The sequence below is a fragment of the Pseudoalteromonas sp. UBA6610 genome (assembly GCF_002433295.1).
GTDB lineage: Bacteria > Pseudomonadota > Gammaproteobacteria > Enterobacterales > Alteromonadaceae > Pseudoalteromonas > Pseudoalteromonas atlantica.
On the sequence record NZ_DJHW01000045.1, the window covers coordinates 1 to 24,215 of the forward strand.

The window sequence follows — 24,215 nt, forward strand, 5'->3', positions numbered from 1 at the left end:
AGCTGTTAGCTGTTAGCTGTTAGCCAGAATAAATCATTCAGCATTGTGTTTGCAATAAACACAGTACTTTAAATTGTTGATACCATAACCCTAAACGTGAAACTTGCTCATACAAAGCATAGCAACCGTCGTCAGACAAAATACATACACCCACAAAAAAGCGCGGCATATAGCCGCGCTTTAAATAATATAAGCTTAAAAACTCTATAAATTTACAACATTTTCAGATTGAGAAGCCGGCTCACCATTTACCAACGTTGTTAAATATTGGCCAAAATCATCTCCCAACTTAGCATCGCGCATGCCGTATTCAACAATCGCTTTTAAGTAGCCTAGCTTATCGCCACAATCGTGTGAACGGCCACTCATATGGAATGCTTCAACGGTTTCTTGCTTCATTAGCTCATCGATTGAATCGGTTAATTGTATTTCACCACCAGCGCCAACCGGTGTTTTAGCAAGTAATGGCCAAATATTTTTGCTTAATACATAACGCCCTACTACAGCAAGGTTTGAAGGCGCTTTATCAGCCTCTGGCTTTTCAACCATGGTTTTAATTGCCGCACTGTTACCGGGTGTTAGCTGTACGCCGTTTATATCAGCAATACCATATTTGCTTACATCTTCTTGTGCTACTTGCTCAAGCATAATTTGGCTTGCTTTAGTCTCGTTAAAGCGTTTGATCATAGCCGCAAGGTTTTCAGTTTTTTGATCTGCTGTGTAGGCATCAAGTATTACATCTGGCAGCAGTACAATAAAATCGTCATCGCCAACAATAGGCTTTGCACACAAAATAGCATGGCCTAGACCTTTAGCTTCGCCTTGGCGCACACTCATTATAGTTACATCGGTAGGGCAAATAGAACGCACTTCTTCAAGCAGAGCACGCTTAACGCGTTTTTCAAGCGTTGCTTCAAGCTCGTAGCTGGTGTCAAAGTGGTTTTCTATGGCGTTTTTAGAGCTGTGTGTTACCAGTACAATGTCTTTAACGCCAGCAGCTACACACTCACTTACTATGTATTGAATAAGTGGTTTATCTACAATCGGTAGCATTTCTTTAGGAATTGCTTTAGTCATAGGCAGCATACGCGTGCCCAGGCCAGCAACAGGAATAACAGCTTTCATGGGTAATCCTTTATTTGTAAATTAATTATTTTTAAGTTAGCAGGTCAAATGTAGATGGGGGCTGAATGGATAGGAGCTGTTAGCTGTCAGCTAACAGCTATTATTTAATCACTACCAAATAAATCGCGTGTATACACTTTATCTGCAATGTCGCTAAGCTCATCAACCATACGGTTAGAAACCACTACATCAGATATTTGTTTAAACTCTTTTAAATCTTTCATTACACGTGAATGATAAAATGTATCTTCTTCAAGCACTGGCTCGTACACAACCACTTCAATGCCTTTGGCTTTTATGCGCTTCATTATTCCTTGTATAGACGAAGCCCTAAAGTTGTCTGAGCCCGATTTCATTACTAAACGGTAAATTCCCACAACTCGCGGGTTACGCTTTAATATTGACCCTGCAATAAAATCCTTACGGGTAGTGTTTGCATCAACAATCGCGCCAATAATATTATTTGGTACGTTTTGGTAGTTAGCACGTAATTGCTTTGTGTCTTTTGGCAAACAGTAACCACCGTAACCAAACGACGGGTTGTTATAATGATTGCCAATACGCGGGTCTAGGCCTACACCTTGTATAATTTGTTTAGAGTTTAAGCCGTGCGCCTCTGCGTAGCTGTCTAGCTCATTAAAGTAGGCAACGCGCATAGCAAGGTACGTATTCGAAAACAGCTTGATTGCTTCTGCTTCCGTTGAGTCAGTAAATAGCACGTCAACATCTTGCTTAATTGCACCTTGCTTTAACAAATTAGCAAAAATAGTAGCGCGTTCGCTTTGCTCACCCACAACAATACGTGACGGGTGCAAATTATCGTAAAGAGCTTTACCCTCACGTAAAAACTCAGGAGAAAATAGTAAATTTTCAACGTTAAGCTTTTGTTTAATATCGGCTGTAAAGCCTACCGGAATAGTCGACTTAATCACCATAACCGCATTAGGGTTATGTGCCATTGCATCTTTAATTACGGCCTCAACCGAGCCGGTATTAAAGTAGTTTGTTTCAACATCGTAGTCGGTTGGTGTTGCTATAATTACATAATCAGCGTCTTTGTAAGCAGCTACTTTGTCGGTAGTGGCTGTAAAATTTAAATCATCACGCGTTAAAAACTCGCTAATTTCAGTATCGATAATTGGCGACTGTTTATTGTTTAATAACGCTATTTTATGCTCATCAATGTCTAATGCCACCACTTCGTTGTGTTGTGCTAAAAGCATTGCGTTTGAAAGACCTACATAGCCCGTCCCTACCACAGCAATTTTCATGGTATTCCTTTATGTTTAAAACTATGTTTACTATTTTATCAGAGCGAGGAATGAAAACGAATAACCAAAATCGTAATACCCCCCTTTATAACACACCCGAGCGGTACCTACGGACGGGTACGTTATCGAAAAAGCGTGAAGGTGTATTTAGCGCTCATTTATCGTGTTTTATGATTTGCCTGATACAATCAGAAAAATTTTACTCTAACTTTTCATCACGCATACTATACTCAATAATCGCTTTTAAATAACCTAGTTTATAACCAAAGTCGTGCGAGCGACCACTCATATGAAAGGCTTATACCGTTACTTGTTTCATCAGCTCATCAATTAAATCTGTTAACTGTATTTCGCCGCCTGCGCCAACAGGTATTTTAGCAAGTAGTGTTTAAATAGTTATACTCAGCAAGTAGCGCCTTACCACCGCTAGGTTAGAGTGGGCTTTGTCTGTATCCGGTTTTTCAATCATAGTTTTAATAGCGGCACTATTGTCAGGAGTAAGCTGTACATTATCGATATCAGTAATACCTTATTTACATACATCTTGTTGCGTTGCAGGTTCAAGCATAATTTGGCTTGCGCGTTTCTTGCTAAATCATTTTAACATCGCTGCAAGACTCTCTGTCTTTTGCTCTGCCGTATATGCACCTAGTATTACATCAGGCAATAAAACGGTAAATCATCGTCACCTACAATTAGCTTTACACATAAATGGCATACCCTAACCCTTTTGCTTCATCTTGGCGCATACTCATAATGGTTGCATCAGTAGGGAAAATAGAGCGCACTTCTTCAAGCAAAACACGTTTAACACGCTTTTCAAGCGTGACTTCAAGCTAATAGCTTGTATCAAAGTAATTTTCAATTGTATTTTTAGAGCTACGCGAGACCAGTACAACCTCTTTAATACCCGCGGCGATACATTCAAAAACAATGTATTGAATGAGCGGTTTATCTATAATGGGTAGTATTCCTTTAGAAATTGCTTTAGTCATAGGCAACACACATGTAAAGGTCAGCAGCAGAATAACAGCTCTTTTAGGTAGTCCTTTATGAGTGATTAAGTGTCTATAAACTAGCAGCTAATAGGTAAATAGTGATTGAATGGAGTTTGACAACTCCTGCGCAGCAAACTGTGAGGCTTTTCGCAAGCTTAGATAAGCATGGAGGCAATTTTAGACCCTATAAAGCGTTTCATCACTCACTAAAGGGGCGTTTATATAGTCTGCGATTAACGTTGCAATTTTTTTCATCTGAGTGCGATTCGCTCCTTCGACAAGTAGATAGCGTGTTCCTTGATTAGTTAAAATCCTTATCTCACCACTTTGAAACGGCTCTTCCTGACTTTTTGCATTTACAATTTTTTTTATTAACTCTACTTCCGCGATTTCTTTAAATGGAATAGCCTTCTCTAATCCTATTAATTTTTTTTCAGATTGTATAAACCTGTATTCTTTGCTGCCTTTTTTAACTATCCCTCCTAGCCAAATTAACGTGCCCCCTCCTATAAATAAAGCACATGCAGCAAATACATCAACTACGGTAAAAAGCGTATACACGCTAGCAATTAATATACCTGAGCCAAAAAATAAACAACTGATATAGGCTAATTTGCTTGAGCGCGACGGTGTGAGTATTAATTGTGCATCAGACTCCTGTGCAGTGTGTGTAACATGAAGTGTTCCACCCGTATTAAGGGGCTCTAATGAGCCCCTCTGGGTCGACTTATTGGTATCCAAATCCACCAATTATCTCTCCTAGGTTATTATTTTTCATCGAGCGTACCTCTGGTATACTTGAAGGCTCTTGGTCTTTGGTTGACATAAAGCGGATCACAGCATCACACCCAGTTACGAGAGTCTGATCCATTGCAACATCGCCTGTGTCGCCAGAAGATAAATCGACTATGAACTCATCTTTTCTAAGATTATTTGAATCCTCAAAAGACCAGTTTATTTCGCCATTAAAAGTACCTGATGTATCGGTGTACACACCAAATAAGCTATAGTTCATTGGCGAGCCATCATAATCCTGCGCTTTGCCAAATACAAAAACCTCTGAAGTTAGGTTCTGGTCTAAATCAAATTGTTCCTCAACAACATAATCTCTACCAGTACAGGCAATAAACATGCTCCACTCAGACTCTTCTTTCGTATTTGTTGTTGCACAAGCTGATTGTGATAGCTCAGAACGGTTTCCTCGTGCATCAAAAGCAGCGATAGAGTAACAATATTCAGTATTTGGTGCTAATTGCAAAATAGTCGCCATAGGATCTACAGATACTTCTTTGGCATACGTCGTATCACCGTCGTATGCATAAACTGTATACCCTGTAACACCCGTTTCGTCAGTTGCTCCGCTCCATGTTAATTTAATCGCTGTTGATGAAAGTGGCTCTGCTGATACTTGCGTTGGTGCCGTTGGTTTCGTACTATCTAACGCTGTTACAACCGCACATACTTCATTAGACGCCGGTGATTCATTCCCTAAATCATCTTCTGCAATAACAAAATAACAATATTGCTTATTAGCAGACACATTTGAATCTTCATATTGTGAGCCATAAATACCATTTTCTAAAAATACGCTATCTCTATAAATTTTGTAGCTGATATCAGCATCACTTTCAATGAAATCCCAATCAAGAATAAAGCTCTCATTACCTGTAGTAGTTACCGTTAACTCTGTTGGCGCATTAAGTCCTGTAGTGCCGCACGAACGACTAAGGCTGTCTATCTGTTTTTTAAATTTAAATAAGCTTGATGTGTAATCAAACTTTTTTGTGATCAGACTAAAAGAGCCTTTAAAGCTTATATCCAGCTCAAGAAAAGTATTCACATCAAAAACACAGTTATTATTATTTACTAATGGGATCGCTTCGACACCTAGCTTTAATGAGTTTCCAACACCAGGCCCAGCAATACCATATAAGCGACTAAAGTAAGCAACCTCTGGACCTGCTTTCGCCTCTGCTTTAAAGTCAATGGTGGTGAAAGGATCATTTGCATCCACATCAAAGTCTAACTCTTTGATCTCTTCAAACCCTTTACTTTCTGTATATTGTGCTCCAGCAACGATGTCTAACTTAGCCACTAAACGTGGTTTCAGTGCCATTCCAACGGATGCATCAGCGACCAAAGACAATTGCACTTCAGGCTGAATAACAATAATACCCAGCGTAATCGGTGAGAACCGAATGGGCAATGTCACACTCTCTTTCAAAGCAGCCACATTTACGGGGCCACCAATATCTAAACCAAGTTCACTGTCTACATCTATGTGTGCAACGCTTCGAAAGTGACTTATAGTAGATGGAAAATCTACTTTTAAAGAGAAGTCAGGATTTACCGTTAACTTTATTCCACCTGATGCACTGATCTGATCATCTTTAGTACCTATATCACCGTCAGCATCGTGCAGTATAAGGTTAGTAACCGCAAGTTCAATGGGAGTCGCACTCGCTACTTCATTTTGCGGTTCTGCTGTCTGCTGTACTGGTAGTACTTTTATACCTTGCGGCAATGTCGACTGCTGCACACTATCCGCTGTTAATACTTGTTGATAAACAATCGTACCTTCGGTGATTAATTGATCCAAGGTCGCTTCTTCAGTCTTTATGACCCTTAATGAGCCTTGGTTACCCAGTATTTCAACAACTCTTTTTAAGAAGAAGTGCTTTAATCCTTCCCCGTCATTTATTCCATTTGATACTAGAATACTTCCAATAACTACGTTACTTAACTCTGCGTTCCCATCAAAGGTAATTACCCCTGTGGTCTCATTGTAATCTCTTATAGACGCTTTTTGCTGCTCATCAAGGACAACCACGTTGTCGGCTAAAGTTAAGTCAACACCAGATTCATTTGGAGAGAAGGTTAAAGATAAAGAGGTATCGCGTTGAGGTGTCAATTGACACACATTAGCATCTTGCGCAGTTTCGCAGCCTCGCCAACTTAAAAACTGCCAACCATTCGTAGGAGTAGCTTTTAGCGATAGCGCAGTCCCTTGCTCAATATCAATTGAACAAACATTACTACTTGTACATATTAATGGGCTAGCATGATTTAATAGTTCAACACTCCCCTCACCAAATGAGTCTATTGTTACTGTAATTGTAGCGGGCGAAACTGTTACTTGCTTTTCAACTGTTGCGGTATTATTTGAACTATCGGTGGCTGAATATACAACGGTATAATTACCAGGCTGTGCCAAATCAATGCTATTTGAAATTGTAACTTCAACTTCATTATCGTAATTGTCGACAGCCTGTGCACCATATTCGCGGTATTCTGTTCCTTGTTCAAGCGTAAGCGGCTCTTCATTTAATAAGGTTATAACAGGGGCTGTTGTATCAACGACCCTAACCGTTCTTACTACTTCAACGCTATTTCCAGCTTTATCTGTTGCTGAATAAGTAATGGTATAACTACCTAGGATACTGCTATCAACATTACTATCAATTGAGACTGTTACATCAGCGTCTGTATCATCCGATACAGAGTAACCCGGCTCGACAAAGTCTGTATGAACTTCGACTTCAATTTCAGCGCCACTTGTAAGTGTAATGATGGGGGGAGTCGTATCTTGGAGGGGTTCTACTTGAGTAGTAGGTTTATCATCAGACCCACCACAACCTGTCAACGCTAAACTACACAATGGCAATATAAATAGCTGTTTTAACTTCACGTGTATCTTCCTTTATATGAACGCAAGAAAGTCGTAATTTGAAAATAATTTTTCAAAGACTTTCAACTAACGCAATCCCTCGCGTTCAGTTAACATTAATCTACCATGATAATGAAAAAAAATTAACAAATCAATAATATCTATTTGTTTTATTTAGAAAATTTAGATGTAAGCACTCTATGAGCTGTACTGCATATTGCCGCGCACGAAAACCCATAATACATCTCACATATGCTTGGGCACGGCGATACACGTTTATTGTTCGAGATTTATACGCCGGATGTAGCTAATGCATCTAGGCAAGGTGGGGGGGGAATTTAATAAAATGTTGATTAAGCGTGGGATTGCATAAAGCCTAAATCTAGCCCTTAACTTCTTAACACAAAAGGCGAATATGAAGTTAAGGGCTAGATTTTAAGGCTAAAGATCCAAGGAAAAAGTTAAAAATTTTACCAAGACTCAATTGATTTCATTAAGCCAAAAAGCATACACAAAATTACTTTTGTCTCAGCCCCTATTTAGCAGCTTGTTCTGCTTCAATTTCGCCTATTTTTACTGCGATTTAGATTTAAGAACTCAGCTCCCTACAGCAGCTTTTAGAATATGATGAAAACAGGCGTGATCTTTTGGCGTTTTTCTTTCAAACCATTATTCGGTGAATTTCATCATTTCATTTCTGTGAGACTGCACAAATGCGTTCAAAATTTGAAGAAAACGACAATGCTTAACATGTTATTTAACCCAAACGCTTCACTTAATTTAAAATGCAGATAAACCTCACAGGCTAAATCAGCTGAGCGCTGCCATACATCAAGATTTTCAAATTGCATGAAAAATATCTTATATCTAGCTTTTCATCAATTAACTATAGCTTTCACCTTCAAACTTGTATCTTTAATTTTGGGAACATCTCAGCTTGAACAACTTCGTCTTTAACCTTTTCCCTTTAATCTTTAACCTTGGGCCTTTAACCTTAAACCAGCGCTTTAATTGCAGTGGCAATATGCTCGGCTTGCACTTGTGAGGCTGCATAATTTGTAGACTCAACCATAACGCGAATAAGTGGCTCTGTGCCTGATTTACGCAATAAAACACGGCCCGTGTTTGCCAATATACTTTCAGCCTCCGTAACAGCGTGCTTTACTGAATCAGTATTAAGTATTTCGTCCGCATTATTTTGTGTTAAACGCACATTTAAAAGTACTTGCGGTAGTTTTTGCATACCCGCTACGTAGTCCTTTAATGATTGCTTTTGCTGTATAAGCGCGGTTAAAACTAACAGTGAGGCAACTATACCATCGCCTGTGCTTGCATAGTCTAAGTGTAAAATATGGCCTGAGCCTTCACCACCTAGTTTCCAACCGGTATTTTTAAGTTGCTCAACAACATAGCGGTCGCCTACTTTTGCACGTTTAAATGGAATATCCATGTCTTTAAGTGCAAGCTCTAAGCCTAGGTTCGACATAAGCGTACCAACAACACCGCCATTCATATTACCTTGCAGCTTTGCCGCTTTTGCCAAAATATATAAAATTTGGTCGCCATCAACAACGCTGCCCGCATCATCAACCAGCATTAGCCTATCGGCATCGCCATCAAGTGCTATACCAAGGTCTGCATTATTAGCAACTACGGCTGATTGCAAGCTATCTAAATGGGTAGCACCGCATTGTTCATTAATATTTAAACCATCGGGTTTGTCGTTAATGCTGATCACCTCAGCACCAAGCTCTGCATATACATTAGGGGCAATATGGTACGCTGCGCCATTTGCGCTATCTACAACAATTTTTAAGCCTTCAAGGGTTAGGTCTTTGGCAAATATGCCTTTGCAAAATTCAATGTAGCGGCCAGCGGCATCGTTAATGCGCCTTGCTTTACCTAAACGTTCAGAGCTCACGCACTGCATAGCATCGCTTTTTAATGCCTGTTCAAGCAAGGCTTCAATTTCAAGCTCTTGCTCGTCATTAAGTTTAGTGCCAAAGTTATTAAAAAACTTAATGCCATTGTCGTAATAAGGGTTGTGTGAGGCACTAATTACAACGCCGGCATCGGCTCTAAACGTTGATGCCAAATAGGCAACAGCAGGTGTGGGCATTGGGCCAACAAAGGCAACATTAACACCTGCCGCCGAAAGCCCAGCCTCCATTGCCGACTCAAACATATAACCGCTATTACGTGTATCTTTACCAATTAAAATTTCTTTAGTACCGCTTGAGGCTAAAACCGTACCTGCAGCCCAACCCAATTTCATTGCAAAATCAGGCGTGATAGGAAACGTGCCTACTTTACCTCGTACACCATCGGTACCAAAATACTTACGTGACATGATTGATCCTTATTAATTTTAATATTAGGGAAAATAAGAAGTGGGTTTTGTAATTACAAAGACAATAATACAAAAAAGGCGCGGTAATAACCTGCGCCCCTTGCATGTAGTTTAATATTTACTTTAAAAATTTTTTACACAAGCCATTTTTAACCCGTTATATTCACAACATTTTGCTCGCTCTGGCTTATATTATTTTTTTTTGCATTCCATACTAGGTCGCATATACCATCGGTTGGATTAAACCCCGTTGGCGCATCAAGCAGTAACTGACGAATAGTCTTGTGGTCAAAATCATGACAAGCAACGTCTAACGCTTCTATAAATGTATTAAATTGGTCTAAAGGCAGCATAACTTCGTTTGCAGTCATTATACGCTCATGCGTTGTTTCGCCAACATTGTCACCAATTAACAGCTCTTCATAAAGTTTTTCACCTGGGCGCAGCCCTGTGCACTTAATTTCAATATCGCCGTGTGGGTTAGTATCGTTTTTAACTTCAAACCCGGAGAGCCTGATCATCTTGGTTGCTAAGTCTTTAATTTTAACGGGCTCACCCATGTCTAGCACAAACACATCGCCCCCTTTGCCCATTGCGCCTGCTTGTATCACTAATTGTGCAGCCTCAGGTATAGTCATAAAAAAGCGCGTTATATCAGGGTGCGTTAGCGTTATTGGACCACCCTCTTTTATTTGCCTACGAAACAGCGGCACTACAGAGCCACTCGAGCCAAGCACATTACCAAAGCGTACCATACAAAAACGCGTATTATGTTTTACACCTTGCTCTTGCGCTAAACCTTGCAGTGCAAGTTCTGCCATACGCTTAGTGGCACCCATTACATTGGTTGGGCGTACCGCTTTGTCGGTTGATATAAGTACAAATGTTTCTACTTTTGCATTTACAGCTGCTTTTGCTGCGTAGTAGGTACCAAACACATTATTACGCACCCCTTCTACAACATTATGCTCAACTAAAGGAACATGCTTATAAGCAGCTGCGTGGTAAACCGTTTGTACTCCAAAGGCCATCATTACCGTTTCAATGCGGTTAATACGCTGTACAGAACCCATAATTGGCACCAGCTTTACGTTTAAGTTGTTATGAGTAATGTACTCACTTAGCTCTTTTTCGATTGAATATAAGCCAAACTCGTTTACTTCAAACAATACAAGCTTTTTAGGCTGCTGCTTAACTATTTGCCTACAAAGCTCTGAACCAATAGAGCCGCCTGCACCGGTAACCATTACCACTTTATTGGTAATATTAGCGGTCATTAAATCTACTTTAGGTGCTACAGGGTCGCGGCCAAGTAAGTCTTCTACGCCTACTTCTGTTATTTCTGCTAGTTTTGCTTTACCTTCAACTACATCTGCCATACCAGGAATAGAAAGTACGTTGACCGTTAATGGCTCTAATTGTGCCAGAATTTCTTTTCGTCGTGCACGTGTTTCACTTGGCAGCGCTAATAAAACCTTACTAATTTTGCGCTTGTTTACTAACTCGTGTATTCCTTGAAAACTAATAACAGGAATGCCTTGAATAATTGACCCATGTTTTGTTTTGTCATCATCAATAAAGGCACTTACAAAATACTCAGGCCCTGCCCCTAATGCCGTGGCTAATTGTCGGCCAGCAGAGCCAGCGCCATAAATAATCACAGGCTCTTTGTTGCTAGTAGTCATTTTACCAATAATAGCGCGCACTAAAACACGTGCACCACCAACGGTTAATAAACATAACCAAGCAAAAATAAAGGGCATAGTACGGGGTATATTTACGCCCAAAATAAACGCAATCAACACTAGGCCTACTGTTGTAATAACAGTACCGACTACTATTGCCCAAATAGCTTGTGAGTTCATATATCTGAGTACAGCTCGGTACAAGCCCAAGCTTATAAACGCATATAAACTTACAGGTAATAATACAGCTAACAATAGCCAATTATCTAAACTCTGCAGAGGCTCAAAACTGTCTAGCCTTACTATAAGTGCTAGCCAAAACGCTGATATTATGAATGATGAATCAATACAAAGTGTAATAATCCGCTTTTTAGCGCGAGATGCATTTAAAATAGAACGAATAAAACTATCCATTGCTAGTTCCTGTGAGGTTTATTTAGAGGGCGTCGCCCATTAGTGATTTTAATTAAACAACATGTGGATTGTAATAAGAATAATTGACCGCGGCCAGTTTATAGCGAAGCATAAGGGATAATCAATAAACAACATGGTATAAAAAAACTTTGAGCAATTACATAACTATACATATTATTGGAATTAAGATTAGTGTGGCTGAGCAGCCGCCATGCATGGGGTCAGGTTATTCTTTAGTTAACAGCTAAAAAAGGCCAACTCATACTGCAAAGGAGGCCTTCCCTAAATAGTTAAAAGCAAAAGCTATTTAACCCTGTCACCACTACCACTACCAGTAATCGTCATAATTATGTATTTAAAATAATTACTAATTGTTAGCGTATCAATCATTTCACGATCTGTTTTTGCTAACAACTCAGGAGTCGACATATCAATTTCGTTTACTTGTGCGAGCCCTGTTATACCTGGGCGAACAGCAAATACATTTTTAGCTTCACGTGCTTGTGTTAATTCTTCTTGGTTAAACAAGCCAGGGCGAGGACCAACTAAGCTCATTTCACCTTTTAGTACATTCCAAAGTTGTGGGAGTTCATCTAACTTAGTTTTACGTAAAAAGCCGCCAAAAGGCGTAATAGATGTCGTACTTGCTAAATGGCTAGCAACCGAAGCGGTATCAACCTTCATAGTTCTAAATTTAACCAAAGTAAAAGGCTTTTTATTACGACCAACACGCTCTTGGGTAAAAATTGGTGAGCCAGTATCAAACAAGCCAATAACGTATAAAATAGCTAAAAATGGTAAGGCAAATAACAAACCAAATAAAGCAAATAAAAAGTCGAGTAAGCGGATCATTTATTAACTTCCTTTAATGACTTCATAGACTCTTCCATTGTATAAGGTGGTTTCCATCCAAGCTCTTGAGTTACATAGCTTGAATCTACTTCTAAATTACAAAGTAGTTGCTCTATAGCAGCTGACTTCCCAAAGGCTTTCCCAATTAATCGCATTGCTATCAAAGGTACTGGTAACTGCAATTTTTTCTTACCCATACCTTTAGCAATTGCATTTGTAAAATCTTTTATAGAAACCACAGGGCCATCAGATGCTATGAAGGTTTTTCCCGCTGCATTTGGGTGTTTTGTGCAGGTAATGAGTAAATCAACTAAATTTTGCACTGCAATAAAGCTACGTTCATTATCTAGCAAACCAAAGGGCAGGACTGGTGATTTTTTTACGAGCTTAGCTAGTGCTCTAAAGTTCCCTGGTGCTCCTGGCCCATAAACTAAAGTTGGGCGTATAATTACTAATTCCATACCTGTATTCGCAGATATTACTTTAAGCCCTTCTTCTGCGTCATATTTTGATTTAGAGTACGAGTTATGCGGTGAAGCAACCGAGTTAACTGAAAACGGGAGTTTTTTTGTTGAATAACCGTTTACACCAATTGAGCTTACAAATATAAAACGCTTAACACCTGCTTTAGCCCCTTCACTAGCTAACCTTAGAGTACCATCAACATTTACATTCTGGTAATCCTTATCTGTAAATGAATTAGAATGTGCTAATCCAGCTAAGTGAATAACGCAATCAATACCATTAAATGCATTATTCCAATCTGTATTACTATCTAATTGTGGTATTTCAAAAACATCCTCTAATAAATGTTCTGTACTGCTACGAACCACATATCTGAAACTAGATCTTCGTTGTAGGTATTTGCCAATAAATCCTGTAGCCCCAGTTAGTAAAACATTCATATAATTCCTAATAACCCGTGACTAAATCATTAATTGCAGCTAAAGAGTCTGCTTCAGAAAAGTGATTAATTAAACTTGACCTTGGTTCCATGTTCAGAAGACAACCTTTATTAAAGCAAATATCATCTATCAGCTCTGCCAAGGCTACAGGATCACCAGAGTTGCAGCCCCAACCAATAGGATAATCATCTACTAGAAGCCTTAATTCAGCACCTTCATCACCAATGACAATTATTGGTTTATCTGCTGCTAATGAAAAATAAGATTTGCTAGGGACAGCTAAACCAAGCATACCTTTTTTTAATGAAACAAAAGCAACATCACAAGCATTCAAAGCTATGTCTTTTTCAGCCATATCACATTCCCCATAAAAGTGAATGCGATCATCGTCCGCTTCTTGAATTAGGGCTAAAGCATTAGCAGCTTCAGAACCACTTCCAATAAATAGAAACTTTGCATTCGGAGCTTTGCTCAGCTCTATTGCTTCTAAAAGACCATAGATATCTTGTAGGACTCCCAAATTGCCAAAAAACTGAAAAACTACAATTTCATCTTGCTTCCAATTAAGCTCATTAATAATTTTATTATGACTTTTATCAGTTATACATACCTCTTCATGAGCTGCCCAGTTAGGTATATAATGGACTCTAGTACGTGAACTCACTTTTTTGATTAATAATTCGCGCATGTCCCGACCAACAGCGACTATGTCATTTGGCTTACTATATAGGTTAGTAAAAATTTTTGACACTAGTTTATAAACAGGGTTATTAGTTGAGATAACACCCGCCGGTATTAAATTTTCTGGAAAAATATCATAACCAAAAAGTAACCAAGGTAAATTTAATTTTCTTTTTAGTCGTGCAATAAAAAACATATTAAAAATTGAATTAGTACCGGATATTATAACATCTGAACTATTAATTTTTTCTTTTGAAGCTTTATAAAAACATACAGACATTTTAATGTATGCCCAAAGCCGAGAAAACATACTTGTTTTCGAATATGTAGATGATACATATAAAATATATTCAAAATTATTGGATTTTAGGTATTCTACATTAGATTTTGAGTCTGGTGAAATAACCAAAACATCATAATCTATCGAAAGTGATTCTAAAATTTTCGTCCAATAATAAGCAGTAGAATTAACATCTTTACCTAAGTACTCAGATATAAAAACTACCCTCTTCTTAGTTCCCATATTTTTTCCACACCACTCTATTTACATAGTCGGTATAACTAATAATAGTTCGTAATACTTTGTCAGACACATTAGGAGCAATATAATTTTGTACTTTGTTAATTAACCTATGTTCACCACGTGGTTGCTTATCAAGTATTTCAAGGGCTTGAAGTATCCTCTCTACATTCATACCAGTAAACATAACAGCCCCTTCTTCAAAGCCTTCTGGGCGCTCTTGTGCATCTCTAATATTAATGGCAGGAAAGTTTAAAATAGACGACTCTTCGGTAATCGTACCGCTATCGCTTAATACCACTTTCGCCTCCATTTGCAGTTTTACGTAATCACTAAAACCAAGTGGTTTTAATAACTTAACCAAGGGGTGAAATTCCAAATTAAGTAAATCAATTTTCTTTCTGGTACGTGGGTGAGTCGACACTATAATAGGATACTGGTATTTTTCAGCAATGGCATTCAAAGCATTAACATAACTGTGAATGTTTGTCTCCGAATCTACATTCTCCTCTCTATGTACACTTACTACAAAGTACTCTCCAGGTGTTAAACCCAGCTTGCTTAAGATTTCGGCATTACCAATTTTATCTGCATAGCGATTTAACACTTCATCCATTGGGCTGCCCGTTTTAACAATTAGATCGGGCTTGAGACCTTCGGCTAATAAGTATTCACGCGCTATATCAGTATAAGGCATGTTAACATCAGAAATATGATCCACGATTTTACGATTAATTTCTTCTGGTACACGCATGTCAAAACAGCGGTTACCTGCTTCCATATGAAAAATAGGAATTTTTTTTCGTTTGGCCGGAATAGCAGCCATTGCACTGTTAGTATCGCCTAATATCAGAATTGCATCTGGCTTTACTTCAGTAAACATAGCATCGGCTTTACTAATTACTTGCGCCATAGTTTCGGCAGCTGTCGCACCTGCACATTCTAAAAATATGTCTGGCGCACGAATGCCAAGGTCTTCAAAAAATATTTGATTTAGTTCGTAATCATAGTTTTGTCCAGTATGCACTAACACATGTTCACAAAACTCATCTAACTTTGCTATGGTGCATGACAATCTAATAATTTCAGGGCGCGTACCTACAACTGTAACAACTTTTAACTTTTTCATGCTTTATACCTTTTTACATAATCTTTGTACATATATTCAACAAGCTCACTCCAGGACGGCGGTTCAAAATGGGTTAACTGCCTAAACTTATCTGAATTTAAAGAGCGATCAATTACCAACTCTTGTGACTCTGCAATATGAATCTGCTTATGGTATTGCTTGGCAATCAGCTTCAATAAAGTATATTTGTTAATTGGGTCTACCGATAAATGCAATAGGCCTGAAACTTCTGGGTTTGGTAAAATATACTCTACCATCAGCTTAGCTATATAGCAGGTCGGTAAGCCAGAGAATATCGCTTTAGAAAAGCCCTTAGTACTTTCTCCTTGCGATAAGAACCAGTCTACTAAGCTTACAGCAGAAGTAAGCTCATGCCCTATAATAGAAGTCCGTAACGTAAGATGTTTGCCGTAGCTCACTTCTCCTAAACACTTAGATTTGCCATACAAATCGCGGGCATCAGGTAGTGAGTCTTCATTATATAAACCTAAATCACCGGTAAAAACGCAGTCAGTAGAAAAGTGAATCAACTTTGCATTAAATTGATCGCAAAGATTGGCCAACTCATGTGGCAGTAACGCATTAATTTTTACAGCATCTATGTGTTGCTTTGAAATACCATGCTGCTTTATTAAACCAACACAGTTAACTACCACATCAGGAGCCACTGTTTTGATTGCCTGTTGCAGTGAGCTAATATCATAAGCATCAACACCACTTATAAGACGCTGTTGAGTATCGTTAAAAAAGCGTTCTTTGCCAGCAATATTTCTAACTGAACCATATACCGATAGATTAGCGTGCTCACTTAAGTTGCTGAACAGGCTGTAACCCAACATGCCTGTAGCGCCAAGAATTAATATTCTCATTTTTAAACACCTTCAGGTACAACGATATTTCCGGATTCAATTTCACGCATAAAGTCTAATTTGCGGAGTAGTTGCTTCATACCTTCAATATCTAAACGCTCGGTATTGTGCGAGTTGTAATCTTCTACTTTAGATAGGTCAGAATCCCCCTCGTCAAAAAACTTCGAGTAGTTTAGATCTCTGTTATCCGCAGGCACTCTAAAATATTCACCTTGCTCTTGTGCTACAAACATCTCTTCGCGGCTACATAATGCTTCAAACAATTTTTCGCCGTGTCGAGTGCCAATCACATTTACAGCATGCTCTGGTTTTTTAAGCATTTCAAGTAACGCGTTGACTAACACTTCAATAGTTGCTGCTGGGGCTTTTTGCACAAAAATATCACCGTTTTGACCATTTTCGAAAGCATGTAATACTAAGTCTACCGCATCATCTAAGGTCATCATAAAGCGAGTCATTGTCGGATCGGTAATAGTAATAGGCTCATTATTAACGACCTGGCGAATAAATAAAGGAATAACAGAACCACGAGATGCCATAACATTACCGTAGCGCGTACAACAAATAGTAGTATTTGTATTTCCTAAATTGCGACTTTTAGCAACAATCACTTTTTCCATCATAGCTTTAGAAATCCCCATTGCATTAATAGGGTACACTGCTTTATCAGTACTCAAACAAACTACACGCTCAACATTATTTGCGATAGCGGCATCTAGCACGTTTTCTGTACCTAGCACATTGGTTTTAACGGCCTCTAATGGATAAAACTCACATGATGGAACTTGCTTCAATGCTGCAGCATGGTAAACATAATCTACTCCACGCATGGCGTTTAGAATACTCTGACTGTCGCGAACATCACCTATATAGAACTTCAATTTTTCTGATTGAAAATACTTACGCATATCGTCTTGTTTTTTTTCATCACGGGAGAAGACACGTATCTCCTTGATATCACTTTTAAGAAAACGTTTTAAAACTGCATTACCGAAAGAACCGGTTCCACCAGTAATCAACAAGACCTTACCTTTAAACATTTTTATCTCCAATAAACTTTAAACATTGCCAAGTTAACAATGCAGTATTTTCCCAACTATATTGCTCACGTAGAGCAATAGACTTATTTCGCATCTCCTGAATCATAACATCGCTATCTAAAACAACCTTTAACTTTTCATAAATAGAATCAGGGTCTAATTCATTAAAATACAAAGCAGAATCTCTAGCGAATTCTGGCATTGGCTCTGTTTTAGAAGCAATTACGGCAGAACCGCAACCAATTGCTTCAAGAAGAATATTAGGACAATTTTCGCATGACGAGGCAAAAACGAACAAAGATGCCTGCTGATATAATAAAGGTAACTCCTCATAAGGAACTTTTCCTTTTATATCTATATATGGAGCTAAATTATTATCGTTAATGTAATTGACACAAAGGCTATATTTCGGTTCCATAAACTCACCGACTATAACCAATTTGTTCTTAAGTCTTTCTTTTTTTGATAATTTTGAATATGCTTTTATTACATTTAAGTGATTTTTGTATGGCTCGAATCTAGAAACGTATAAGATATAATTATTTTTTTTAATTTTTTCGGGATTATTAGTAACATTGCTAGGTACAAAGTTTTTAGCTATACCATGATAAATGATACTAGCGCTCTTAATCTTTAATAAGTTTTGAATAGAGTTTTTAGCATATTCAGAAATAAATATAATATGGTCTGCACTATTCATTGTTCTTATCATTAGTTTTTTTAAAAAATAATTTTTTAACTTTAATATACGGCTAGGAAGTGCATTCAATGCAACCTCGTCAAAAGGTAACATATTTCTAAACATGGTAACTTTTGGTATAGATAACTTTTTTGATGTAAAATCCATACCCCCAGGAACAAATAGAACATCTACATTTAACTTATTTAGCAATTTAGGTAGTTTATATCTTTCCCAAAGAGCTCTGTGTAATATCGTCCTATTTGCAAAAGTAGTTTCTAAATAAATAACCCTTGGATCATCAGGTAACATAGAGTTATCAGGACAACTAATGAAAATTTTAACATTATCAGGTAGATATTTAAGGAGATTAATTATATAAGTTTTCCCTCCCCCTAACTTTGCAGATAATGCATTAATAAAATAAATGTTCGACTCCATAATAATCCTATTTATTTAAGTATATATCAGCGACTGAAGATAGAGTTTTTCCTTTTAAGCAACTTTCCACAACACTTCTTTCAACTCGCTTTTTTGCGTTACAACTAATAAACTCCGAGATTTCAGCGACACATGTAGAAGGTAAAATATTCATAACTAAAGGATAGTCTCTAAAACTAGAAGTTTTAGTCTTACTGAGAAAGTTCAATATAGGCTTACCAGAAGCAATGCATTCATTTATTTTACTTGGTGTCATGGGGCAAGCTTCATTTTCAATATTAATGATAATATCAAACTTTTTTGTTAACAGAATAGCTTTATCTCTCTCTATAACACCTAAATGCCTTACTCTTTCCGATTCAATAAATTCAATACCATTTAATGGTCCATAAAAATTTGAATAAAAGTCAAATCCGTACCTTTCTAGTTTACTCAAAACTTCAAGGGCAAGATAAGGCTCCCTAATTCCTTTATGAAGTGCTCCAATATACCCTATTTCAATCTGCGAATGGACATTTACTTTTTCGCAATAAAACGCATTTACATCAACTAAATGTGGGACAACTTTAAATTTATCAATATGAGGGTATTTCGCTTGGTAAAGCTTTGCAGTCTGCTCATTTGTTAAAGTTATTAGATCAGCTACTTGGAATATTTTCTCTTCTGATTTTCTATTTATTCCATTATAAATAGTGTAATTATTTACTGGCATTTCTTTAGAGATAGAGAATGGATCTCCAAAATCAACTATAAGGGTAGTATTGGAGTTCAAATATTTATAATATTTTGCTGCAAGTAACGCTGAATAAGTAGGTGAATAACCAATAACCAAATCGTATTCAACTTTACGTCTTTTATACACTTCAAATATAGCCATTGGTAACCAATGCCAAAGTCCGTCAGGCCAAAAAATACTCCTGTATATACTTTTAGCAATTAATATTGTACGTTTTTTAAACCTACCAAAAACACTAAGTCTAGACTTAAATTTTGTATTGTTCAGCCCTGAAGTATTCGAATAAGTTTGAAAGCGAGTTGTCATAGGAAAATTAACTCGTTTTATATTTAACTTTTGCCCTAGTGTCCCACTATCTCCACCTGCAATAATATCCACATCATGACCTAAATCACTGAAACGCTTTGCCAGTTGAGACCAACGATATGAATGCGCAGTACTACTTGGTGGGAAGTGGTAATTTATGATAAGTATTTTCATATATGTCCTTTAATTATTTTATCTTTAATCTAGAAAGAAAATAAATCATGAATATAGGAATGAAGTAGTAGATAGTATAAGTATAAAATGTATATGAAAATTCCGAATAAGATAATCGAGCAAAAGCAAGGATTAGGTATAAATAGAGTGGAAGTATAAAAACACTGTTTTTTCCATTAATAACCTTATTAATATTACCATAAACTTTGACACCTAGTAGCATGAAAAAGGCCAAAAAAGCAATTCCAACAACCACACCAAATGAATAACCAAAATTAATAATTCCCTCTGTTACTGAACCTGTTGCCAAATTAGATAACCCTCCCCATTGATTACCTGTATATTCTTTTGTAAATACAATGCCACCAGAGTCTAACTTGTCAGGAAAAACAGCTCTAGGTATGAAGTTTGTAAATAAAGAAAGGTATGTACTCCCCAGGTGGTACTCAACAACCTCTTCATAATTTAATATTATTTCCAACGGGATAAGACCGTATTTAAAGTGTGTCACTTCCATACTGAACTCCCCTTCATTTTTTACCCTAATTTCACCTTCAGCAGTACTTACAGAGTTCCTTATCCCACCTAATAGAGCGACAAGAAAAATTATTCCAGCTATAAAAGGTGTTAATTTAAGTATTGAAAATTTCCTGTACATATAATGAAAGATAAGTATTTCCACTAAAACTGTCACCAAAAGAAATGATCTTGATCCGGAAAGAAGCGCAATGCACACAAAAAAAGTAAAGTGAAGAAAGAAAAATATTTTATGTTTGAATGTTCTGTTCTTTGAAGCAACTATAATAGTAAAGTAAGCTACGTTCATTATTGCAATTAAGTTATTCAAAACAATAACGTACCCCCTTCCTTTAAAGAACTCTACTCTATAAGCTATATTTCCAATGTAATTTACAATACCTCCTAGCTCACTTATTATATAAATTTGATTGAGTATAGAAACAAAAGATAATAGCCAAATAGCGATTACTACTTTTAATGGGAAATCTATCGATGAAGGCTCGCTATTTTTATGCTCTCCTTCAAAAAAAGCACAAAAAAATATCACCAAGCACTGCAATAGATATACCATACAAACATATACGTTATATTCAGATATATATATATCTAAATAGAAAAACACATTAAATACGAGATAAATTTTAACTGGTGAGAATACATCTGAGTTTTTACTAAATGACAGTACTGCAGTACTAATTGTGACTACTAAAAATAAAGTTCTAAAAAAATATATATCCAAGAAATACTCAATCATTTCAAACCTTCATAGTAATCATTACTGAAATTACAATAACCAATAAATAAGTAAAAAACCAAAGCTTTGAGTAAGTAAGATAATGGTTTTTTAATGAGAAATACCAAGACAACACTACCAATAGTAAGGTACCGGATATAGATGATAATAAAATATCGACTAAACTTGATGAAAAGCACATTAGTAAGCCGCTAAAAGCAGCTGAGACAAAATAAGAAATACTCATATACTTAGTTTTGTTAGCCAGCTTCACACCAGATTCAACTATTTCCTTAATTATAAGCAATTGAAATGGAATGATCGCTAGTGCTACATAGTCATTTGCCTCACTAAATTCTTCATTAAAATACTCGTTAATTATAAAACCTGAAGACAATAAGGTTATAATATGTATAAAAACGAGTATTGCTAAGAGGCATTTAAATATTTTATTTACTTTTAAATTAAGGTCTAAGTTATTTTCGTTTTTATAAATAAACGGGTTCCATGCCATAGAAAAAGCAAGCATTAATAACTGGAAGATTGCGGCAAATTTAAGTGATAACGACATTAACGCAACAGCTTGAACACCTACAATTGACAATACAAAAAATCTGTTCGCATACTGTACAAAAAAGCTTGCTAACCTTGCAGGAAACTGCGGCATTGCAAATGATAAAGCTAAAGACGAATAGCGGAGGTGGAAGCCAAAACTGAACCTTTTGAAAATGTATATAGAGCCGAAAACTGTCTGAAATACCCAGCCTGTCAATAATCCATAAAAATAGCCGACTCCTCCTATATTCATGTCCACTATAAAAAAATAACTAAATAAAGCAGATATAGAAGCCTGTCCCAAAGATAAAACTGTAAAAGTTACTGCTCTATCCATATAACGTAAAACAATCATATAAATAGAGCTAATGTTTGCAAACAGAATGCAACTAGCAGCAATAACAATTAAAGTGCTTTCATCTTCTGTTTTAAAGATTAGAGTTGAGATAGCTTCAGAAAAAAAACAAGCAACTATAGTAACCAAAACTGAAGCTATTAAAGTCATTACAAATATACTAGAAAACAAATCACTTTGATTGTCAACTTTATAATAAAGACGCTGCAAAGACGTCTCTAATTGAAGCTGCCCAAAAATTATTAGACAATTAAATATAGCGAATACTACCTCAACTATTCCATAATCATTACTACCTAAACTTGACAGGTATATTGGAAGCATAGCTACAGGTAAAATACGTGAAAAACCCGCAGTCCCTCCAAAAATTAAAAATGACCGTATAAACTTCTTATCCATTAATAAACTTTATATACCATGGCATAGCTTTGTTTACACCTTGTAATATATTATGTTTTGGTGCATAACCTAAATTCTTTATAGCTTTATTTATATCTGCTTGTGAGTGGCGCACATCCCCTGCCCTAAAGTCACGGTAGATTGGTTCTTGCGTTGTAGTTATATCACACCCTTTAAGAGCAGATTGTATAGCTCTGTATAAATCATTAAGTGTTGTGCGATCACCTAAGGCTACATTGTATACATTATCTTTAGCTTCATCTTCAGCCATTGCGGCAAGGATATTCATTTGTACGGTGTTTTCAATAAAGCAAAAATCGCGGCTTGTTTCACCATCACCATTAATGAAAACATCTTCACCTTGAATCATCGCCGCAGTCCACTTAGGGATTACAGCAGCATAAGCACCGTTTGGGTCTTGGCGCTGCCCAAACACATTAAAGTAGCGTAAGCCGATTGTTTTAAAGCCATATGTTTTGGCATACACACCCGCGTACAGTTCATTTACGTATTTGGTTACGGCGTAAGGTGATAATGGATTACCAATGTTTTCTTCAACTTTTGGTAGTGCCGGGTGGTCACCGTATGTTGAGCTACTTGCTGCATAAGTAAAGCTTTTAACATTAGCCTCTTTTGCTGCTTGTAACATTTTTAAAAAACCGGTGATATTAGCCGCATTAGTTGTTAAAGGGTCGGCAATCGAGCGCGGTACCGAGCCAAGCGCTGCTTGATGTAGTACGTAATCAACGCCATTACCATTATTAGCGATTGCCGTTTCGCAATCTTGGTAATTACGAATGTCGCCTTCTATAAAGTTAAAGCCTTGCCACTGCTCTGCTGATACTAAACCCTGTACTTCATCAAGGTTGTGTTGGTGGCCGGTAGCAAAATTATCAAGCCCCACAACTTTTTGATTTAACTTTAGTAAATGCTCTAAAAGGTTTGAGCCAATAAACCCCGCTACCCCTGTCACTAACCAGGTTTTAGGGGAAGAAAGTAGTTCTAGTTTTATTTGTTCGTAACGAGTCATGTATGCCTCTATAAAGTCTTTGGATAATGAACTAACAACGTTTAAGTTATTAATTGTGCTTGGCGCATGCTATTTATAATTTAAAAGCGCGGGGTAAACCCGCGCCTACAGCGTTATAAACGCATATCTACACTTTGCTTTGGTAGCACGTATTTTAAATCGTAAAGGACATGCTCAGCTTTACCTAGTGCACGAATTTGCTCTGCGCCCATCTCTTTAAATTCGTTATGGCCTACAGCAAGAATGATTGCATCGTAATTATTTTTTTTATGCTCTGTGGTTAAGCTTAAACCATATTCATGTTGAGCTTCATCGTTTGAGCACCACGGGTCTACTATGTCTACATTAATGTTATATTCTTTGAGTTCGCTTACTATGTCGACCACTTTTGTATTGCGTAAATCTGGGCAGTTTTCTTTAAACGTCAAACCCATTACCAGTACATTTGCGCCATCTACATGTATACGCTTTTTAAGCATATTTTTTACAAGCTCCGACACCACGTGTTTGCCCATGCCATCGTTTAAACGGCGGCCAGCTAAAATCATTTCTGGATGGTAGCCTACGCTTTGGGCTTTATGCGTTAAGTAATACGGATCTACACCAATACAGTGCCCCCCTACTAGGCCTGGGCGAAATGGTAAAAAGTTCCATTTTGTGCCAGCTGCCTCTAACACTTCAAGCGTATCGATATCTAGTTTATTAAAAATAATTGAAAGCTCATTAATTAATGCAATGTTTACATCACGCTGCGTGTTTTCAATTACTTTTGCAGCTTCGGC

The 24,215-nt window shown here is 37.3% G+C and carries 20 protein-coding genes and 1 pseudogene; all 21 read right to left on the reverse strand.

The window, feature by feature from the left end:
- Window positions 1–37: 37 nt before the first annotated feature.
- Window positions 38–169: a hypothetical protein gene (locus tag B4F91_RS05985; protein WP_286938581.1), complete on the reverse strand. Its 132-nt coding sequence runs from the start codon at window positions 167–169 to the stop codon at window positions 38–40.
- Between the two features lie 35 nt (window positions 170–204).
- Window positions 205–1,125 carry a UTP--glucose-1-phosphate uridylyltransferase GalU gene (galU, locus tag B4F91_RS05990; RefSeq protein ID WP_286938580.1) on the reverse strand — a complete coding sequence of 307 codons (921 nt, stop codon included), beginning with the start codon at window positions 1,123–1,125 and terminating at the stop codon, window positions 205–207.
- Between the two features lie 104 nt (window positions 1,126–1,229).
- Entirely contained in the window at window positions 1,230–2,396 is a 1,167-nt protein-coding gene (locus tag B4F91_RS05995) for a nucleotide sugar dehydrogenase (protein WP_096041137.1), read from the reverse strand.
- A gap of 199 nt (window positions 2,397–2,595) precedes the next feature.
- A pseudogene (locus B4F91_RS06000) lies at window positions 2,596–3,391 on the reverse strand (sugar phosphate nucleotidyltransferase).
- Between the two features lie 180 nt (window positions 3,392–3,571).
- Window positions 3,572–4,135 (reverse strand): hypothetical protein, encoded by a 564-nt coding sequence (locus B4F91_RS06005; RefSeq protein ID WP_288635430.1) that lies wholly within the window; start codon window positions 4,133–4,135, stop codon window positions 3,572–3,574.
- Window positions 4,122–7,082: an immunoglobulin-like domain-containing protein gene (locus B4F91_RS06010; protein WP_096041135.1), complete on the reverse strand. Its 2,961-nt coding sequence runs from the start codon at window positions 7,080–7,082 to the stop codon at window positions 4,122–4,124. Before B4F91_RS06010 ends, B4F91_RS06005 begins: the two co-directional genes overlap by 14 nt.
- Before the next feature lie 698 nt (window positions 7,083–7,780).
- Window positions 7,781–7,912: a hypothetical protein gene (locus tag B4F91_RS06015; RefSeq protein WP_286938578.1), complete on the reverse strand. Its 132-nt coding sequence runs from the start codon at window positions 7,910–7,912 to the stop codon at window positions 7,781–7,783.
- Between the two features lie 143 nt (window positions 7,913–8,055).
- Window positions 8,056–9,411 carry a phosphoglucosamine mutase gene (glmM, locus tag B4F91_RS06020; protein ID WP_286938577.1) on the reverse strand — a complete coding sequence of 452 codons (1,356 nt, stop codon included), beginning with the start codon at window positions 9,409–9,411 and terminating at the stop codon, window positions 8,056–8,058.
- A 149-nt stretch (window positions 9,412–9,560) separates the two neighbouring features.
- On the reverse strand, window positions 9,561–11,510 hold the full coding sequence (locus B4F91_RS06025; RefSeq protein ID WP_286938576.1) for a polysaccharide biosynthesis protein: 1,950 nt from the start codon (window positions 11,508–11,510) through the stop codon (window positions 9,561–9,563).
- A gap of 303 nt (window positions 11,511–11,813) precedes the next feature.
- Window positions 11,814–12,362, reverse strand: coding sequence for a sugar transferase (locus B4F91_RS06030; protein WP_286938575.1), 549 nt, complete (start codon window positions 12,360–12,362; stop codon window positions 11,814–11,816).
- Window positions 12,359–13,267, reverse strand: coding sequence for an NAD-dependent epimerase/dehydratase family protein (locus tag B4F91_RS06035; RefSeq protein ID WP_286938574.1), 909 nt, complete (start codon window positions 13,265–13,267; stop codon window positions 12,359–12,361). Before B4F91_RS06035 ends, B4F91_RS06030 begins: the two co-directional genes overlap by 4 nt.
- Before the next feature lie 7 nt (window positions 13,268–13,274).
- The gene (locus B4F91_RS06040) at window positions 13,275–14,471 is read right to left on the reverse strand and encodes a glycosyltransferase family 4 protein (RefSeq protein ID WP_286938573.1); all 1,197 of its coding nucleotides are present in this window, start codon (window positions 14,469–14,471) and stop codon (window positions 13,275–13,277) included.
- Complete coding sequence (gene wecB, locus B4F91_RS06045) at window positions 14,461–15,597, reverse strand: non-hydrolyzing UDP-N-acetylglucosamine 2-epimerase (RefSeq protein ID WP_286938572.1); 1,137 nt, start codon at window positions 15,595–15,597, stop codon at window positions 14,461–14,463. The genes B4F91_RS06040 and wecB overlap by 11 nt, the downstream gene beginning before the upstream one ends.
- Complete coding sequence (locus B4F91_RS06050; RefSeq protein WP_286938571.1) at window positions 15,594–16,466, reverse strand: dTDP-4-dehydrorhamnose reductase family protein; 873 nt, start codon at window positions 16,464–16,466, stop codon at window positions 15,594–15,596. Before B4F91_RS06050 ends, wecB begins: the two co-directional genes overlap by 4 nt.
- Before the next feature lie 2 nt (window positions 16,467–16,468).
- The gene (locus B4F91_RS06055) at window positions 16,469–17,506 is read right to left on the reverse strand and encodes a polysaccharide biosynthesis protein (RefSeq protein ID WP_286938570.1); all 1,038 of its coding nucleotides are present in this window, start codon (window positions 17,504–17,506) and stop codon (window positions 16,469–16,471) included.
- On the reverse strand, window positions 17,499–18,626 hold the full coding sequence (locus B4F91_RS06060) for a glycosyltransferase family 4 protein (RefSeq protein WP_286938569.1): 1,128 nt from the start codon (window positions 18,624–18,626) through the stop codon (window positions 17,499–17,501). The genes B4F91_RS06055 and B4F91_RS06060 overlap by 8 nt, the downstream gene beginning before the upstream one ends.
- 7 nt (window positions 18,627–18,633) lie before the next feature.
- Entirely contained in the window at window positions 18,634–19,842 is a 1,209-nt protein-coding gene (locus B4F91_RS06065; protein WP_286938568.1) for a hypothetical protein, read from the reverse strand.
- A 13-nt stretch (window positions 19,843–19,855) separates the two neighbouring features.
- A complete protein-coding gene (locus B4F91_RS06070; protein ID WP_286938567.1) occupies window positions 19,856–21,115 on the reverse strand; it encodes an O-antigen polymerase in 1,260 nt (419 codons plus the stop codon).
- 1 nt (window position 21,116) lies between these two features.
- Window positions 21,117–22,403 carry a lipopolysaccharide biosynthesis protein gene (locus B4F91_RS06075; protein WP_286938565.1) on the reverse strand — a complete coding sequence of 429 codons (1,287 nt, stop codon included), beginning with the start codon at window positions 22,401–22,403 and terminating at the stop codon, window positions 21,117–21,119.
- Window positions 22,396–23,433, reverse strand: a complete 1,038-nt coding sequence (locus B4F91_RS06080) for an NAD-dependent epimerase/dehydratase family protein (protein ID WP_286938564.1) — start codon at window positions 23,431–23,433, stop codon at window positions 22,396–22,398. The genes B4F91_RS06075 and B4F91_RS06080 overlap by 8 nt, the downstream gene beginning before the upstream one ends.
- A gap of 113 nt (window positions 23,434–23,546) precedes the next feature.
- On the reverse strand, window positions 23,547–24,215 hold a 669-nt coding region (locus tag B4F91_RS06085), incomplete at its 5' end, for a nucleotide sugar dehydrogenase (RefSeq protein ID WP_288635431.1).